The sequence below is a fragment of the Kribbella sp. NBC_01510 genome (genome assembly GCF_045040325.1).
In the GTDB taxonomy this organism is placed as follows: Bacteria; Actinomycetota; Actinomycetes; order Propionibacteriales; family Kribbellaceae; genus Kribbella.
Window position 1 is genome coordinate 7,168,416 of the sequence record NZ_CP109418.1, and the last position, 16,290, is coordinate 7,184,705.

14 protein-coding genes are annotated in these 16,290 nt (G+C 68.0%); 3 read left to right on the forward strand and 11 right to left on the reverse strand.

Features of this window, described 5'->3' with window-relative positions:
- Window positions 1–40 precede the first annotated feature (40 nt).
- From OG558_RS35375 to OG558_RS35390, 4 genes are all read right to left on the reverse strand, one after another.
- Window positions 41–1,054, reverse strand: coding sequence for an ABC transporter permease (locus OG558_RS35375; protein ID WP_405066870.1), 1,014 nt, complete (start codon window positions 1,052–1,054; stop codon window positions 41–43).
- A gap of 97 nt (window positions 1,055–1,151) precedes the next feature.
- Window positions 1,152–2,933: an ABC transporter substrate-binding protein gene (locus OG558_RS35380; protein ID WP_405066871.1), complete on the reverse strand. Its 1,782-nt coding sequence runs from the start codon at window positions 2,931–2,933 to the stop codon at window positions 1,152–1,154.
- Between the two features lie 55 nt (window positions 2,934–2,988).
- Window positions 2,989–3,981 (reverse strand): ABC transporter permease, encoded by a 993-nt coding sequence (locus tag OG558_RS35385; RefSeq protein ID WP_405066872.1) that lies wholly within the window; start codon window positions 3,979–3,981, stop codon window positions 2,989–2,991.
- Window positions 3,982–4,212: 231 nt separating this feature from the next.
- Complete coding sequence (locus OG558_RS35390) at window positions 4,213–6,504, reverse strand: HAD-IA family hydrolase (protein WP_405066873.1); 2,292 nt, start codon at window positions 6,502–6,504, stop codon at window positions 4,213–4,215.
- Between the two features lie 199 nt (window positions 6,505–6,703).
- Between OG558_RS35390 and OG558_RS35395 the strand changes: the two genes are divergently transcribed.
- Window positions 6,704–7,552 carry a PAC2 family protein gene (locus tag OG558_RS35395; RefSeq protein ID WP_405066874.1) on the forward strand — a complete coding sequence of 283 codons (849 nt, stop codon included), beginning with the start codon at window positions 6,704–6,706 and terminating at the stop codon, window positions 7,550–7,552.
- A 506-nt stretch (window positions 7,553–8,058) separates the two neighbouring features.
- Here the strand turns inward: OG558_RS35395 and OG558_RS35400 are convergent.
- Window positions 8,059–8,421 (reverse strand): MerR family transcriptional regulator, encoded by a 363-nt coding sequence (locus OG558_RS35400; RefSeq protein WP_405066875.1) that lies wholly within the window; start codon window positions 8,419–8,421, stop codon window positions 8,059–8,061.
- Between the two features lie 58 nt (window positions 8,422–8,479).
- On the opposite strand from OG558_RS35400, the gene OG558_RS35405 reads away from it, so the two are divergent.
- Window positions 8,480–9,319, forward strand: coding sequence for a polysaccharide deacetylase family protein (locus tag OG558_RS35405; RefSeq protein WP_405066877.1), 840 nt, complete (start codon window positions 8,480–8,482; stop codon window positions 9,317–9,319).
- A 271-nt stretch (window positions 9,320–9,590) separates the two neighbouring features.
- Here the strand turns inward: OG558_RS35405 and mshC are convergent, their stop codons facing one another.
- The 4 genes from mshC to OG558_RS35425 form a co-directional block, all read right to left on the reverse strand.
- Window positions 9,591–10,811: a cysteine--1-D-myo-inosityl 2-amino-2-deoxy-alpha-D-glucopyranoside ligase gene (gene mshC, locus OG558_RS35410; RefSeq protein WP_405066878.1), complete on the reverse strand. Its 1,221-nt coding sequence runs from the start codon at window positions 10,809–10,811 to the stop codon at window positions 9,591–9,593.
- 67 nt (window positions 10,812–10,878) lie between these two features.
- Window positions 10,879–11,670 (reverse strand): SCO1664 family protein, encoded by a 792-nt coding sequence (locus tag OG558_RS35415; protein ID WP_405066879.1) that lies wholly within the window; start codon window positions 11,668–11,670, stop codon window positions 10,879–10,881.
- Window positions 11,667–12,242: a DUF3090 family protein gene (locus OG558_RS35420; protein WP_329476784.1), complete on the reverse strand. Its 576-nt coding sequence runs from the start codon at window positions 12,240–12,242 to the stop codon at window positions 11,667–11,669. The genes OG558_RS35415 and OG558_RS35420 overlap by 4 nt, the downstream gene beginning before the upstream one ends.
- Window positions 12,243–12,254: 12 nt before the next feature.
- Window positions 12,255–12,950 (reverse strand): histidine phosphatase family protein, encoded by a 696-nt coding sequence (locus OG558_RS35425; protein ID WP_405066880.1) that lies wholly within the window; start codon window positions 12,948–12,950, stop codon window positions 12,255–12,257.
- Window positions 12,951–12,999: 49 nt separating this feature from the next.
- Between OG558_RS35425 and OG558_RS35430 the strand changes: the two genes are divergently transcribed.
- Entirely contained in the window at window positions 13,000–13,971 is a 972-nt protein-coding gene (locus tag OG558_RS35430; protein WP_329476781.1) for a magnesium and cobalt transport protein CorA, read from the forward strand.
- A 405-nt stretch (window positions 13,972–14,376) separates the two neighbouring features.
- On the opposite strand, the gene OG558_RS35435 is transcribed toward OG558_RS35430, so the two are convergent.
- Together OG558_RS35435 and OG558_RS35440 are read right to left on the reverse strand one after the other, a co-directional pair.
- Window positions 14,377–15,204, reverse strand: coding sequence for an undecaprenyl-diphosphate phosphatase (locus OG558_RS35435; RefSeq protein WP_329476779.1), 828 nt, complete (start codon window positions 15,202–15,204; stop codon window positions 14,377–14,379).
- A complete protein-coding gene (locus OG558_RS35440) occupies window positions 15,204–16,256 on the reverse strand; it encodes an LLM class F420-dependent oxidoreductase (protein WP_405066881.1) in 1,053 nt (350 codons plus the stop codon). The genes OG558_RS35435 and OG558_RS35440 overlap by 1 nt, the downstream gene beginning before the upstream one ends.
- Window positions 16,257–16,290 lie beyond the last annotated feature (34 nt).

Below are 16,290 nucleotides of genomic sequence, written 5' to 3' on the forward strand. Positions count from 1 at the left end.
TGGACGGTGTCTTGCGGCTGCTGGTTGACTTGGGGCTCGCTCACTGGATCCGCACTCTCGGGTCGACGACGGCGTACATGAGGTCGACGATCAGGTTCGCCAGCACGATGAAGAACGCGGCGACCAGGGTCACGCCGAGCACCTTGGGCAGGTCGTTCGCCCGCAGTGCGATGACGGCGTACTGACCGATGCCGGGCAGCGAGAACGTGGTCTCGGTCAGGATCGCACCACCCAGCAACAGACCGACGTCCAGGCCGAAGATGGTCAGAATCGGGGTCAGTGTCGCCCGCAGGCCGTGGCGGGTCACCACGGTCCGTTCGGTCAGGCCCTTGGCCCGAGCGGTCCGGACGTAGTCCTCGTTCATGGTCTCCAGCATGCCCGCCCGGGTGAGTCGTGCATACGCCGCGGCATACAGGAACGCGAGTGTGGTCCAGGGCAGGATCAGGTCGTAGGCCCACTCGAGCGGATTGGACGCGTCCATCGGGTTGGACCCGCCCTGCGCGGTCCAGCCAAGACCGTAGCTGAAGATCGACAACGCGAGCAGACCGGTGAAGAAGATCGGTAGCGAGACACCGGCCAGCGCCACCGACATCAGTGATCGGTCCAGCACCGATCCACGTCTGAGCGCCGAGATGACACCGGTCCCAACACCGGCAATCAGCCAGATCACGGCAGCACCGACCGCCAGCGATATCGTGACCGGTATTCGGGCGACAAGGTCCGGCCAGACCGGCTGCTGGGTGAGGAACGAGTAACCGAAGCACGGCGCCGGGCAGTGCTCGGTGGAGGGACCGTAGTTGTAGTCCTGGCCGACGACCAAGCCCTTGATGAAGCGGCCGTATTGTTGGTACAGGGGGTCGGTGAAGCCGAGCCTGACTGCCGTCTCGTGGATCTGCGCCGCGCCGGCACTCTTGCCGACATAGCGCCCCGCCAGGTCGTCCGCGGTCGCGCCGCCGAGCCGGGGCACCAGAAAGAAGATCGAGAACGTAACGGCCGTGACGATGATGAGCAGGAACACTGCCCCGATCACCCGGCGGACTAAGTATGCGAACACCTGGTCGGCGTGGTGGCCGGTGGTCCCTGGGGATCACCGGCCACCGTTAGCCTTCACCTACCTCTGAATGGGAAGTGTCGATAGAGCGGCGGGCCGACTACTTCGGGGCGACGCCGAGTGCGGCGTAGTCGTACATGCTCTGGCCGTCGCTGATGAACACGTTGGTCAGGGAGTCCGGGCGGTACAGCAGGCCCTTCGCCCAGATGCCCGGCAGGACTGCCGCCTGCTCCATGACCTTCTTGTCGACATCGACCCAGATCTTCTCGCGGGCCGACTTGTCGGTGGTCTCGAGAGCCTTGTCGATCATCTGGTCGACCTCGGGGATCTTGACACCGAGGTTCGTGTTGCCACCGGCGGCCCGGATGACCCGGCTGTCGACGATCTGGCTCAGGAAGCCGAAGCCGTCCGGCCAGTCCGCACCCCAGCCGTAGACGATCAGGCCAAGGTTGTTGGCCTTCGCGAAGTCCGGCTTGCCGGCATACAGCTTCGTGTAGTCACCGGTCGGGTAGGGCTTCGTGGTCAGGTTGATGCCGACCCGCTTCAGTGACTGCTGCAGCGACTCCGCGGTGGCCTTCTCCTTGGGCCGGTCCGCCCGGTAGCTGACGTTGGTGCTGAAGCCGTTCGGCTGGCCACACTGCTGGAGCTCCTGCTTGGCCTTGTCCAGGTTGCCGTTCTTGTCGGTCTCGAAGCCGTAGTCGTCGAACTTCTGCGCACCCGCGACCTGCGGCGGCATCAGGTTGGTCGCGATGTCGCCACCGACCGGACCACCGTACGCACGCTGGTAACCCTCGTGGTCGGCAGCGTAGAGCACGGCCTTCCGGCAGTGAATGTTGTCCAGCGGCTTGACGTCGCTGTTCAGCACGGTGAACCACAGCCGGGGGAAGGAGCCGTTGTCCGCGTGAGCCTTGAGCTGCGGGTTGGCCAGCACCTTCGCCTGGGTCTCCGCGGCCACACCGGTACCGGCGATGTCGACGTCGAGGTCACCGGCCTGCAGCCGGTTGTCGATGTCGGCCTGGTTCACGTTGTAGTCGACCGTGATCTTGTCCGGCAGCGCCTTCCGCCCGGAGTTCGGGTCCGTCGCTGGGTCGTACTGGTCGTTCCGGACCAGCACAATGCCCTTGTTCGGGTCATTGCTCTCGAACTTGTACGGGCCCGTGGACATCGGGTGCAGCTGGTACTTCGTACCGGTGTCCTTCGCCTGCGGCACCGGAGAGGTCGACGGCAGCTGAGCGAAGTAGTCGAAACCCGCGAAAGGCTTGTTGAGGTGGAAGACGATCGTCTGGTCGTCCGGCGTCTCGATCGCCTTCGCGAGCCCGGCCAGCGCCTTGTCCTTGTACGGACTGAAGTCCTTCGGCACGTCCAGCAGGAAGTCGTTGAAGTACGTCGGGCCCTGCGTGAACGTGGCCTTGTCCAGCGAGCGCGCGACGCCGTACTTGACGTCCTTCGAGGTCACCGGCGTGCCGTCCTCGAACTTCACGCCCTTGCGGATCTTGTAGGTCCAGGTCTTCGCGTCGTCGCTGGGCACACCGAGCGTCTCGGCGAGGTCCGGAACGACCTCCGTGCCTGCCTTACCAGGAGCGGCCTTGAAGGTGGTCAGCGGCCGGACGTAGTTGCGGATGAGGTTCCAGGACAAGCCGTAGTAGGTGTCAGCCGGGTCCGTGGAGTCCCACTTCTCGGTGATGGCCATCCGGAGCGTGCCGCCCTTTTGGTCGGTCGGCTTGAACACCTTGCCGATGGCCGCGTTGTACTCGGCCTTGGTGGCGTTAGCGCTGTTGCCGGAGCCACTGGACCCTCCGTTGTCGGAGCCCCCGCATGCCACCAGGCTCGCTGCGACGACCGCACTGACGGCTGTTGCCGTCGTGATGCGATTCCATCTCATCTCTTGTTGCACCCCTTTTTTCGTGAGAGCCAGGCTCCCTGGTTTGAGGTAGGTCTCAGTGCGAGCGTGGGTCGAGGGCGTCCCGCAGCCCGTCACCGAACAGGTTGAAGGCCAGTACCGTGACGAAGATGGCCAGGCCGGCAGGCACCATGTAGAGCGCATCGACCTGGTACCAGTTCGCGGCCCCGGACAGCATGTCGCCCCAACTGGAGGTCGGCGGCCGGACCCCGACACCGAGATACGACAGCCCCGCCTCGAACAGCACGTTCGTCGGAATCAGCAGAGTCGCATAGACCAGGATCGGTGCGATCAGGTTCGGCAGCAGCTCGGTGAACAGGATGTACGGACGCCGGGCACCGAGGCTGCGGGCGGCGTCGACGAATTCCCGTTCTCGCAGCGACAGTGTCTGGCCGCGGATGATCCGGCCGATGTAGGGCCAGCTGAAGAACCCGATGATGAAGACGATCAGCGCCACCCGTAACGAGTCACCCTGGAGACCGAAGGCCGAGTCTGGGATCGCGCCGACCAGGGCGAGCGCGAACAGCACCAGCGGGAAGGCGAGGAAGATGTCCATCAAGCGGCTGATCAGGGTGTCCACCACGCCGCCGAAGTAGCCCGCGATGACGCCCATCGTGACCCCGATCACGACCGCCACGAGGGTGGCCAGGAAGGCGATCAGCAGGGAGATCCGGGCGCCGTACACAATCCGGGCGAAGATATCGCGACCGTTCACCGGCTCGATCCCGAACGGGTGGTCCCAGCTGATCCCGTTCCACTTCGCGATCGGGATCTGCAGCGACGGGTCGACGAGGTCCTGGTGGAAGTCGTTGGGTGTGACCCCGACGAGCTTGCAGATCAGCGGCGCGAAGACCGCGACCAGGATCAGCAGGATCACCACGACGCCGCCGGCCATCGCGACCTTGTCGCGCTTCAGGCGCATCCAGGAGATCTGCCAGAGCGAGCGGCCTTCGATCTTGCGCACACCCGCGACGACGGCCTCCGGCTGGGCTGCCGATGATCCGGGTTCGACGTCGAGTGGGGTAGTCACGCGATGGGTTCCCCTGCCTGATTCAGTACGGACCGGTACGAGACCGGTTTGGTTGGCTGCCGCCTAAACCTGCCGCCATTACTCGCCGGAGTCAAACGCGGAAAGTGCTGCGTTGCCCGATCGTGATCGTCAGGAAATCGTCCCGTATCGTGGACATTCCGCAGTAAACCACGGTGACGCACCCACGGTCGCCGGGGCCTCGCGAACCGTTACTGTCATGGCATCTTTGTGTCATTTCCGCAGGACGGAGAGATAGAGGTACGACAGCGGGTCCATCGCCGCCGGAACGTTCTCCAGATCCTTGCCCGCGACCACGGTCAGCCGGCCCTGCCAGCTCGGGATCACCGGGGCCTCTCGGGCGAGCACGCCCTGTAACTGCCCGACCAGATCGTCGCGCTCCAGGCCGTTCTGCTCGGTGGTCTCCTGCTGCAGCAACTTCGACGCCGCGGCCGAGCGGTAGCCGTTCTGGAACGCTCCGTCGGTGGCGACGAACTGGGCGAGGTAGTCGTCGGCATCCGGGTACTGCGGGATCCAGCCCGCGTGGAACAGGTCGTACGCCCCGGCCCGGGTCAGCTGCTGGTACTGCGGCCACTCCGCGCTCCGCAAGGTGACCCGGAACAGCCCCGACGCCTCGAGCTGCCGCTTGAGCTCGATCACCTCGGCCTTCGCGCCCACGCCGTACTCCGTCGGCGTCCAGCCGACCGTCAACGGCACCGGCACGGTGATGCCCGCGTCCTTCAGGATCGCCGTGGCGGCCGCCTTGCTCGGCTGCTTGTACTCCGTCCTGAACGCGTCGACCTGCCCACCGAACCCGGGCGGCACCACGGAGTACAGCGGCGTGACGTGGTCGCCGTACGCCTTCTTGGCGATCGCCGGACGGTCGATCAGCTGCGCGATCGCACGCCGTACGGCCGGCTGGCGCGCGATCAGGGACTTCATGTGGAAGGCGAAGAACCGCGTGTCCGCGTAGTCGCTGTCGATCACCTGGACCTGATCCGACTTGCGCAACTTGTCCAGCAGGCTCGGCCCGAAGCCGTGGAAGGCCAGGTCGGCCTTGCCGGTGGTGATCGCCTGGTAGAGCGCGGTGGAGTCCTTCAGCAGGCTGATCTCGACCCCGTCGTTCTGCGCGCCGCGGGGACCGTGGTACCCGGCGAACTTCGCCAGCGTGATCTCCTCGCCGGGCTTGTACGCCGTCACCTGGTACGGGCCGCTGCCGATCGCCTTGGTGTCGAGCAGCTTGTTCGCCGGGTAGGACTCCTCGTCCACGATCGACGCGGCGGTCGTGGTCAGCAGGTACGGCAGCCGGGCGTCGGGGCTCTTCAGGTTGAACACCGCGGTCAGGTCGTCCGGCGTACTCACCGACTTCACCGAGGTGAACAGGCCGGCCGCGCCACCCGGCGTCTTCAGCCGGAGCATCCGGTCGAAGCTGAACTTCACGTCCGAGGACGTCAGCTCGTGCCCGTTCGGGAAGGTCAGGTGCTCCTTCAGGCTGCACGTGTACGTCGTCGGCGAGTCGTACTGGCAGTCCGCGGCATCCGGCACGGGAGTCGGCTTACCCGGCATGATCGTCAGCAGGGTCTGGTACAGATTCGCCTGCACCGTCCGCGAGCCCACGTCGTACGGACCGGCCGGGTCGAGCGACGTGATCGCGTCCGTGGTCGCGAGCCGGAGCACCATCAGCTTCGGCGTCGTCTGACCCTGGTGCGGCGCGTTGTCGTCCGGCTCACCGCACGCGGCCAGCGACACGCCCAGCGCGCCCACCGCCGCGGCCGCCGACACCCGGCGCACCCACTCGATCACGATCTCACCCTTCCCCAGCCCGTTCCCCGAACTACAACGCCCCCGAGGGCACCAAGTGACGGTAACTCGGCAATGGAGCAGCGCGCGCAGGGACTCCGGGGTGAGGGGCTCGAGGGAGCCGACGACGAGCCGGCGTGGCGCCTCCGGGATCGACACCCATTGCGGTACGGCGACGACGTACGCGCCGGCCGCGGTCCCCGCCTGGGTGCCGGTGACCGAGTCCTCGATCACCACGCAGTGCGCCGGGTCCACGCCGAGCTTCGCCGCGGCGGTCAGGTACGGCTCCGGGTGTGGCTTGCCGAGGGTTACCTCGTCGCCGGCAACGATCACGTCGAACGGCTCCGGCGGCAGGTGGCCGAGCACCGCGTCGATCATCGTCCGGTACGACGCCGAGACGAGCGCGCACGGGATTTCTTCCTTGCGCAGCGCCTGCAGGAGCTCGACCGCACCCGGCTGGAAAGTCACCTCCCTGCGGAGCGATTCGATCACCTCGGAGAACATCCGGTCGGCCAGCTCGTCGGCGGTGATCACCCCCGCGGGGATCCGCGACATCCACACCTGCACGGCGTCCCGCAGGTCACTACCGATCAGCCCGACACAGTCCTCGACCGTCCAGGTCGCGCCCAGCTCGGCCAGAAGGCGCAGCTGGACCTCCGCCCAGACCTTCTCGGAGTCGACCAACGTCCCGTCCATGTCCCACAGCACCGCTTGCAGGGGTGGCAACTCCAGCTCCTCCGTCAGTCTCCGGCGATCACGTCACACCTAGTTTCCCGTGTCGCCCCAGGTCAGGACATGCCGGGGCCGTCCGACACGTTCCGCTGGGCGTGAAACCCGGCACGCCGGACCGGCCGAGCACGTAGGCTGGCAGTCCGGTTTCCGGCGACCCCGCCGGATGGCTACAGAGACGACAGGGGGCCTGCGAGTGGTTGACCTCGCGAACCTGAGGGACCCGGTCGTGATCGCCGCGTTCGAGGGCTGGAACGACGCGGCCGAGGCGGCCACCGGAGCGGTCGACCACCTCATCGACGAGTGGGACGCGGAGCTGGTCACCGCGATCGACCCCGAGGACTACTACGACTTCCAGGTGAACCGGCCCCAGGTCGGCTTCGACGAGGACGGCGTACGACGGCTGTCGTGGCCGACCACGCGGCTCTACCTGGCCCGGCCCGAGGACACCGACCGGGACGTGCTGCTGATCCGCGGCATCGAGCCGAACATGCGCTGGCGGGGGTTCTGCCAGGAGCTGCTCGAGGTCGTCGACGAGTCCAACGCGCAGCTCGTCGTCGTCCTCGGCGCCCTGCTCGCCGACTCGCCGCACACCCGCCCGATCCCGGTGTCGGCCAGCTCGTCGGACCCGGAGCTGACCGCGTCCTGGAGCCTGGAGGCGTCGACGTACGAGGGCCCGACCGGCATCACCGGCGTCTTCGCCGACCTCTGCAGCACCCTCGGCGTACCGTCGGTCTCGATCTGGTCGGCGATCCCCCACTACATCGCCGGCACTCCGTGCCCGAAGGCGTCTCTCGCCCTGCTCGGCAAGGTCGAGGCGCTGCTGGACCTGCAGATCCCCGAAGGCGACCTCCCGGAGCTGGCCCGCGCGTGGCAGCGCGGCGCCGACGAGCTCAGCGAGGAGGACCCGGAGGTGGCCGAGTACGTCCAGTCGCTCGAGGAGCAACGGGACACCACCGACCTCCCCGAGGCCACCGGCGAAGCAATAGCCGCCGAATTCGAACGCTACCTACGCCGCCGCAACAAAAACCACCCCAGCGACTAGGGCTGGGTGTCACACCCACGCGTGCTACAGCTCCTACGTCGCGACCTCGGACAGGTACCCAGGACCGCGGACACGGCACAACCTGTCCGACGACTCCAACTGGTGTCCCAAGTCCCGCAGACCCGCACCGATCCCACCGTCAACCCCACGAATCCGCCCCGGCTCCCGCTCCGCCGTGCCCCCGTGCGGTCGGTCCGGTGGGGTCGGTTGGGTGCGGTCGGAGGCTGATGGCGCGCAGCTGGAGGCTGGGACGTGCAAGGTCGACAGGAGGTGTCGGCCCCAGCCCCAGTCGGGCCAGCCGATCTCAGGCGTGAATGCCTCGCCCGAGCAGCACTCCTGCACCGGCACCTCCTGTCGACCCTGCACATCCCAACCGACCCACGACGGGCTCGACCTGGACGTCCCGGCCGGACAGACACTCGCATCACCCACACATCCAGCAGAAGAGCCGAACTATCCCGTCCCGGCCCACCACGTCGCGCGTGGGGCGACCCCAGTACCCGGAACTACAGTTCGCGGGCGGCGGTGGTGATGACGTCGTCGAGGACGGCGCGGGACGTGGCGAGGTCGGCGATCATGCGGTCGATGCGGTCGCGTTCAGCGGTCAGCGAGGTGACGAGCTCGGGAGTGGCGTGCTCGTTGGGGCCGCCGTCGGGGTCGCGCATGCACGGGAGGAGTTCGGCGATCTTCTTGCTGTGCAGGCCGGCGGCGAACAGCTCCTGGATCAGGATCACCCGGTCGATCGCGCGTTCGGCGTACTCGCGCTGCCCACCAGGGGTCCGCTCGGACACCAGGAGCCCGTGCTGCTCGTAGTACCGCAGCGACCGCTCGCTCACACCCGTCCGCCGGGCCAGCTCCCCGATCCGCATCGCCAATCCTCCCGCAGGACTTGAAGTTGACACTGATGTCAGATTTTACCCTCCCGGTATGACGCTCTTCGACTACAGCCCGATCACCGAACGCCCCCGGCTCACATGGCCCGATGGCAAGCGAGTCGCCTTCTATGTCGGCCTCAACCTCGAGCACTTCGTCCCCGACCAGCCGTCGACGAGCATCTGGCCCCTCGACGTCAAGCCCGACCCGCTCAACCACGGCTGGCGTGACTACGGCGCCCGGGTCGGTATCTGGCGCACCATCGACATCCTCGACCGGCATGGCATCCGCGCCAGCGCGCTGGTGAACTCGATGGTTGCCGAGCACAACCCACAGATCATCAAGGCCGGCGTGGAACGCGACTGGGCCTGGCTCGCCCACGGTCAGACCAACTCGACCCTGCACACCGGCTACGAGCCGGCCGAGGAACGCAGGATCCTCACCGACATCACCGACACCATCGAGACGGCCGCCGGTCAACACCCCAAGGGCTGGATGGGTCCGGCCCTGACCGAGACCCACAACACTCCCCAGTTGCTGTCCGAGCTCGGCTACAGCTACGTGCTCGACTGGACCAACGACGACCAGCCCTACCGGCTGAACGTCCCCGGCATGCTCAGCGTCCCGTACACGCTCGAGCTCAACGACCTCGGCCTGTTCCTGCGTGGCCTCACCGGTCCCGACTTCCTCCAGATGGTCAAGGACCAGTACGACGTACTCCGGGCGGAGTCCGAGCACAGCGGCCGCGTGATGGCGCTGGCCCTGCACCCGTTCGTGATCGGGCAGCCGTTCCGGGCGAAGTACCTGGACCTCGCGCTGGAGTACATCGCCGCGCAGCCCGACGTCTGGCTGACCACGAGCGACGACATCGCCGATCACTACCTGACGCCGTAACCTCACCCGGAGTAGCCGATTTGGTTGGTATGCCGGTACGCACGGGACGGGTGTGATGGTTTGGCCAGAGGTCGCGGCGAGACTGGGGAGGGTTTTACCCCCATATCAGTACATTTCCCTCCCCAGTCCACCTCCGCCCCACTGCATCGGACGGAACACCACCCTGGGACCGGACACCTCCCGGCCGACGGCTGCGCGGCATCCGATTGGCCTCGACGAATCACCCGAACCCAGGCCCGACGCCGATCAAGACCCACCAGCCGGTGACCGGCTAGAGCTTCACTCCCAGCAAAGCGTCGACGGCCTGGGCGACCAGGCTGGGCGCCTCCGGGTCGTCGCCGTTGGCGGACGCCCAGGTGTCGACCGCCGACAGCGCGGCGACCGTGTCCAGGTCGTTGGTGAGCGCCGCGCGTACGGCGTCGACCGCGGCGGCACCGTCCGGACCCGAACCCCGGCCGATCGCGCCACGCCAGACGTCCAGTCGTGCCTGCGCGTCGAGCAGATCGGACGGCATCCAGAACCAGTCCGTGCGGTAGTGGTGCGCGAGCAACGCCAGCCGGATCGCCATCGGGTCGGCACCGGCCAGGCGTTCCTTCGACACCAGCACGAGATTGCCCTTGGACTTGGACATCTTCTCGCCGTCCAGGCCGACCATCGCCTGGTGCACGTAGGCCCGCGCGAACGGGTACTTCCCGGTCGCCACCTGCGCGCCGCTCGCCGACATCTCGTGGTGCGGGAAGATCAGGTCCGACCCACCGCCCTGGACGTCGAACGTCATCCCGAGATGCTCGAGCGCGATCGCCGAGCACTCGACGTGCCAGCCCGGGCGACCGCGGCCGACCGCCGAGTCCCAGGCCGGCTCGCCCGGGCGCTCGTGCCGCCACAGCAGGCTGTCGAGCGGGTCCCGCTTGCCTTCGCGATCGGGGTCCCCACCGCGTTCGGCGAACAGTTCCCGCATCGTCTCGCGGTCGTACCCGGAGACACTGCCGAACGCCGGGTCCGCCTTCACCGCGAAGTACAGGTCGCCGTCGACCGAGTAGACCGCGCCGGCCCGCTGCAGGTCCTCGATCGCGTTCGCCACCAGGTCGATCGACTCCACGACACCGACGTAGTGCTGCGGCGGGATCACCCGCAACGCGGTCATGTCGTCGCGGAAGAGCTGGATCTCCTGGTACGCCAGGTCGGTCCAGTCGACACCGGTCTCGGCCGCGCGCTCGAGCAGCGGATCGTCGACGTCGGTGATGTTCTGCGTGTAGTGGACGTCGTACCCGGCGTCTCGCCAGAGCCGGTTGACCAGGTCGAACGTCAGGTACGTCGCCGCATGGCCCATGTGGGTGGCGTCGTACGGTGTGATGCCGCACACGTACATCCGGGCCGTCGCGCTGTCGAGCGGCGGCACCTCGACCAGCCCGCCCGAGGCGGTGTCGTAAAGGCGCAGCCGCCGGGCCGGGCCCGGCACGACCGGGATGTCTGGTTTCGTCCACGCCTGCATGTGTCGGAGCTTATGCCAGTCCGGTTTTCAACGACGCGACACGTTCCATTCCACGGTCGAGACCAGGTCAGAACGCGGGCCAGGGAATGGCGGGCCAATCGTCGCTGGGCAACGGATAGGCACCCGTCTTGAGCAGGGTCGCACAGCGCTCGCGGGTGGCGGTCAGCTCGACCGCGGTGATCAGGTCGCACAGCTGCTGACCGAGTCCACCGGCCAGCTGATCGGCCAACCGGCGTACGTCGTCCAGCAGGTCGGCCGGGATCGGGTCGCCGGCCCAGCCCCACAGGACCGTCCGCAGCTTGTCGTCGGCGTTGAACGTGACGCCGTGGTCGACGCCGTACACCCGGCCGTCGCCCGGGTTCAGCACGTGGCCGCCCTTGCGGTCGGCATTGTTGACCACGGCATCGAATACCGCCATCCGCCGCAACGCCTCGTTGTCCGCGTGCACCAGCGTCACCGGGTTGTGCCGCCCGTCGAGCGCGTCGAGTACGCCGAGCCATCCGGCCGGCACCCGCCCCTGCGGGACGATGTCGACCAGCTCGGTCTCCCCCGGACCGAGCTCGGCCTCGTCGATCCACAGCTGCACCATGCCGTCGCCGAGCGGCCCGTCGCGCAGCAGCGTCGGCGGCACGACCGACCACCCGAGCGCCTCGGACACGACGTACGCCGCGAACTCGCGCTGAGCCAGCGTGCCGTCGGGGAAGTCCCACAAGGGCCGCTCCCCCTGCACGGGCTTGTAGACCACGGTCGCGGTCTCGCCGTCGAGGCTCACCGATCCCTGGAAGGTGCCGTTCGACGCGGCCACGAGCCGGCCGTGCAGGGACAGCTCCCCCTGGGCGAGCAGGTCCGGATCGCTCATTCCGGCAGGTGCCTGCGGTAGCCGTTGGCACGTGGACAGATATGCCCCTCCGGGTCGATCGGCCGGCCGCAGAACGGGCAGCTCGGGCGACCGGACGCGACCAGAGCGACCGCCCGCCGGGCGAACGCGCGGGCCTGCTCCTCGGTGATCCGGACGACGAACACCTCCGCGTCCTCGGACTCCATCGCGGCCGTGATCGGGTCGGTCTCCTCCAGGTCGGCCTGCTCGCCGGTGACGACCGCGAACACCTCGATCACCACCCGCTCGGCGTCGGCCTCCCAGGCCAGCGTCATGGTGCCGGCCCGGAACTCCTCCTCGATCGGCTGCTCCAGCGGGTCCGTGTCGTCGATCGAGGTCGGCGTGGCCGGGTCCCGGTCGAACCGCCGGGCCACCTCGTCCAGCATCACGTCGAGCCGCTCCGCGAGCGCCATCACCTGTTCCTTCTCACAGGCCACCGAGGTCAGCCGGACGCCGGCCCGCGCCTGCAGGAAGAACGTCCTCGCACCGGGTTCCCCCACGGTGCCGGCGACGAACCGATCCGGGTCGTCGTAGGAATGCACAACTCGCGCCATGTCTAGACCCTATTACCGTCCGCCGACCACCGCGTCCGAGGACTGCTTCTTGGTCCTTCCCTTGGCCGGGGGTTTGGGGATCAGGGACTTCAGTTCGCTGCCGGAATCGTTCAGCCGGACCAGGAACGGGCGGGTCGGGGTGTAGGTGATGATCGTGGTCGACGCGGTGTCCACCACGATCCGCTGGAAGGTGTCCAGGTGCTGACCCAGCGCGTCCGCGACGATCGCCTTGATCACGTCGCCATGCGACACCGCCACCCAGATCGCACCGTCGCCGTGGCTCTTGGCCAGCGCCGCGTCATGCGCCCGTACGGCGTCGACGGCACGCTGCTGCATGGCCCGCATCGACTCGCCGTTCGGGAACGTCACCGCGGACGGGTGCTGCTGGACGACCGCCCACAACGGATCCTTCGCCAGGGTGGCGATCTTCTGCCCGGTCCAGTCGCCGTACCCACACTCGGTCAGCCGCCGATCCGTTGCCGGACGCAACCCTTCGTGGTGTTTCGCGATCGCCGCCGCGGTCTGCTTGCAGCGCTCCAGCGGTGAGGTGACGATCGCCGCCAGCGGCAGCTCGGCCAGCCGTTGCGCGACCGCCTCCGCCTGCTTGACGCCGGTCTCGTCCAACTTCACACCCGGCGTGCGGCCGGCCAGTGTGCCGGATGTGTTCGCGGCGCTGCGGCCGTGCCGGACCAGAATCACCGTGGGCATGACCTGCACGCTATCCGGTCCGGTCAAGCGACGGTGCCATGATGGTGGCGTGATCGTGGACTGCGGCGTGTACGCCGAGGGCGAACGGCAGGACCTGCCCAGGGATCCCGAGACCGTTGCCCAGGCCATCGACGACAACGGCGAGTGCTTCGGCTGGGTCGGCCTGCACGATCCGTCGGACGCCGAGATGCGTCGCGTCCAGGGCCTGTTCGACCTGCACGAGCTCGCCGTCGAGGACGCGCTGAAGGCCCACCAGCGGCCGAAGATCGAGCGCTTCGGCGAGGCGATCGTCGTCGTCCTGCGCACCCTCTGGTACGTCGACGAGGGCGACGCCGTGGAGACCGGCCAGCTCAGCGTCTTCATCGGTCCGCGGTACGTCGTGACCGTACGGCACGGCGAGGGCGGCGAGCTGGCCACGGCCCGGCATCAGCTGGAGGAGCGGGCCTCCCTGCTCGGCCACGGTCCGGCCGCCGTCCTGTGGGCGATCTGCGACTCGGTCGTGGAAGACTACGAGAAGGTCGCGGAGTCGGTCGAGCTCGACGTCGATGAGATCGAGAGCTCGGTGTTCTCCCCCGAGCGCACCAGCGACGCCGAGCGGATCTACAAGCTCAAGCGCGAGGTGCTCGAGATGCGCCGGGCCGTCCAGCCGCTGCGCGATCCGATGGAACAGTTCGCCCACGGCATGCCCGGGATCAACCCGAAGGCCGCGCCGTACTTCCGCGACGTCGTCGACCACCTCAACCGCGTCTCCGACCAGACCGAGTCCATCGACACGCTGCTCAGTTCGGCCCTGCATGCCCACCTGGCCAGGGTTTCGGTGCAGCAGAACGACGATATGCGCCGCATCTCGGCCTGGGTCGCCATCGCCGCGGTGCCGACCATGGTGGCCGGCATCTACGGGATGAACTTCGACAACATGCCCGAGCTCCGCTGGCACTTCGGGTACTACGCCATCCTCCTGCTGCTGGCCGTCACCTGCACCACCATGTACCGCTTCTTCCGCAAGGTGGGCTGGCTCTGAGCCGGGATCCACGGACGAGTCCGGCCCTCGTCCCCGGATCCCTTCTCCGCCCCAGCCCACTGCGCAACTTCGGTCGGTTCCGTGGGTGTTGCCGCGCCGTCGACCGGATCGCCAGGCCATCACAACCAGGCGGGGACGAAGGCCTCGCACGGACCATCGCAGCGTCTCGGCGAATGTGATGGCCTGCAAGTCCACCCACACCCCGCCCCGGCGGCGGTGCCGGGTTCGGCGACGCCGCGCCGCTGACCGGACCTGCACCACTCACAGCAACGCGATGCCACACAGGCCCCGCTCGGCCGCGAGCCCTCGGCGGCTGACGGACCGGGTTAGTCAGTGCGCCACGTCCGCCCAGGCCGCAACCCGCGGGCCGGCGTGGGCGGGACCGTCGGCAGCCACGGATCCGAGCTAAGTCGCCGTGATTGTGCTGGTGGCCAGGAGGATGACGAGCACGATGCCGAGCAGGAGGCGGTAGAAGGCGAACACCTCGATCGTGTGGTTGACGAGGAACCGCAGCAGCCAGGCGATCGACACGTAGGCGACGATGAAGCTGACCACGGTCCCGACCAGCAGCGGGACGGCGCCGACGTCGCCGTTCAGGGCGTCCTTCAGCTCGTACGCACCGGCACCGACGAGGGCCGGAATGCCGAGCAGGAAGGAGACCCTGGCCGCGGCCACCCGTTCCAGGCCGCGGAACAGGCCGGCCGAGATCGTCGCACCCGACCGCGAGATGCCCGGGATCAGCGCCAGGCACTGGACCAGGCCCATCACGAGCGCGTCGACGAAGGTGAGCTTCTCCAGCGGCCGGCTCTTGGTGCCGAGGCGCTCGGCGGCAACCATCACGAACGACCAGGCGATCAAAGCCGCGGCCACCCACCACAGGCTGCGCAGCGGACCGGAGATGATGTCTCGCGCGAGGAACCCGACGATGACGATCGGCACCGAGCCGACGATCACGTACCAGCCCATCCGGTGGTCGAACTCACCACGGTGCTCGGGTTTGACCAGGCCGCGCACCCAGGCGACGGCGATCCGCCGGATGTCCTTCCAGAAGAACAGGACGACCGCCGCGATCGCGCCGACCTGGATCACCGCGGTGAAGCCGGTGATCGCCGGGTCGTCGATCTGCAGGCCGAGCATCTTCGACACGATGGTCAGGTGGCCGGTGCTGGACACCGGCAGGAATTCGGTCAGGCCCTCGACGATGCCGAGGATGATGGCGTCCCAGATCGTCATCAGTGACCGACTCCGGCGAGGTCGAGCGCCTCGGCGACCGTGCGCAGGTCGGCGATCCGCTGGTCGACGGTGGAGGCGAACGGCGTGATCGCGACGGTCGTCGCGCCGGCCTCGGCGTACGCGGTGAGCTTCTCGGCCATCCGCTCCTTGCCGCCGAGCAGCGAGATCGAGTCGATGAATCCTTCCGGTACGGCGGCCATCGCCTCGCGGTGCTTCTTGTCCAGGTAGAGGTCCTGGATCTCCTTGGCCTCGTCGGCGTAGCCCATCCGGACCGCGAGCGCGTTGTAGAAGTTCTTCTCCCGGCTCCCCATGCCGCCGATGTACAGCGCGGCGTATCCACGGATCGGGTCGGCCGCGGCGTGCAGGTCGTCTCCGGTCATCACCGGTACGGACGCGACGACGTCGAAACCGTCGAGAGCGAGTTGGCGGGTCTCGCGGCCCGTCTTGACGTGGTTCAACTGCTCTCCCAGATAGGCGGGGTCGTTGAGGATGCCGAGCCAGCCGTCGGCGATCTCGCCGGCCAGCTCGAGGTTCTTGGGGCCGACCGCGGCCAGATAGATCGGCACGTGGTCACGGATCGGCCGGACGGTCAGCTTGAGCGCCTTGCCCGGTCCGTCCGGCAGCGGCAGCGTGAAGTACTTGCCCTCGTACGCAACGGTCTCACGGCGGAGAGCGGAGTTCACGATGGCAACGTACTCACGCGTCCTGAGCAACGGCTGAGAGAACCGGACGCCGTGCCAGCCCTCCGACACCTGCGGTCCGGACACGCCGAGGCCGAGCCGGAACCGGCCGTTCGACAGCCGGTCCAGGGTGGCCGCGGTCATCGCGGTCATCGCCGGGGACCGGGCCGGGATCTGGAAGACCGCGGCGCCGACGTCGATCGTGGTGGTCTGGGCGGCGATCCAGCTGAGCAGCGTGGCGGCGTCCGAGCCGTACGCCTCCGCCGCCCAGGTGACCGAGAATCCGAGCCGCTCGGCCTCTCGCACCAGCCGCAGATGGTCCAGATGGTCGTCGCCGCCGAAGACGAAGCCGATGTTGAGTCCGAGTCGCATGACTGGCGAGCCTAGCGAGCCGTTGTCGGTGGCC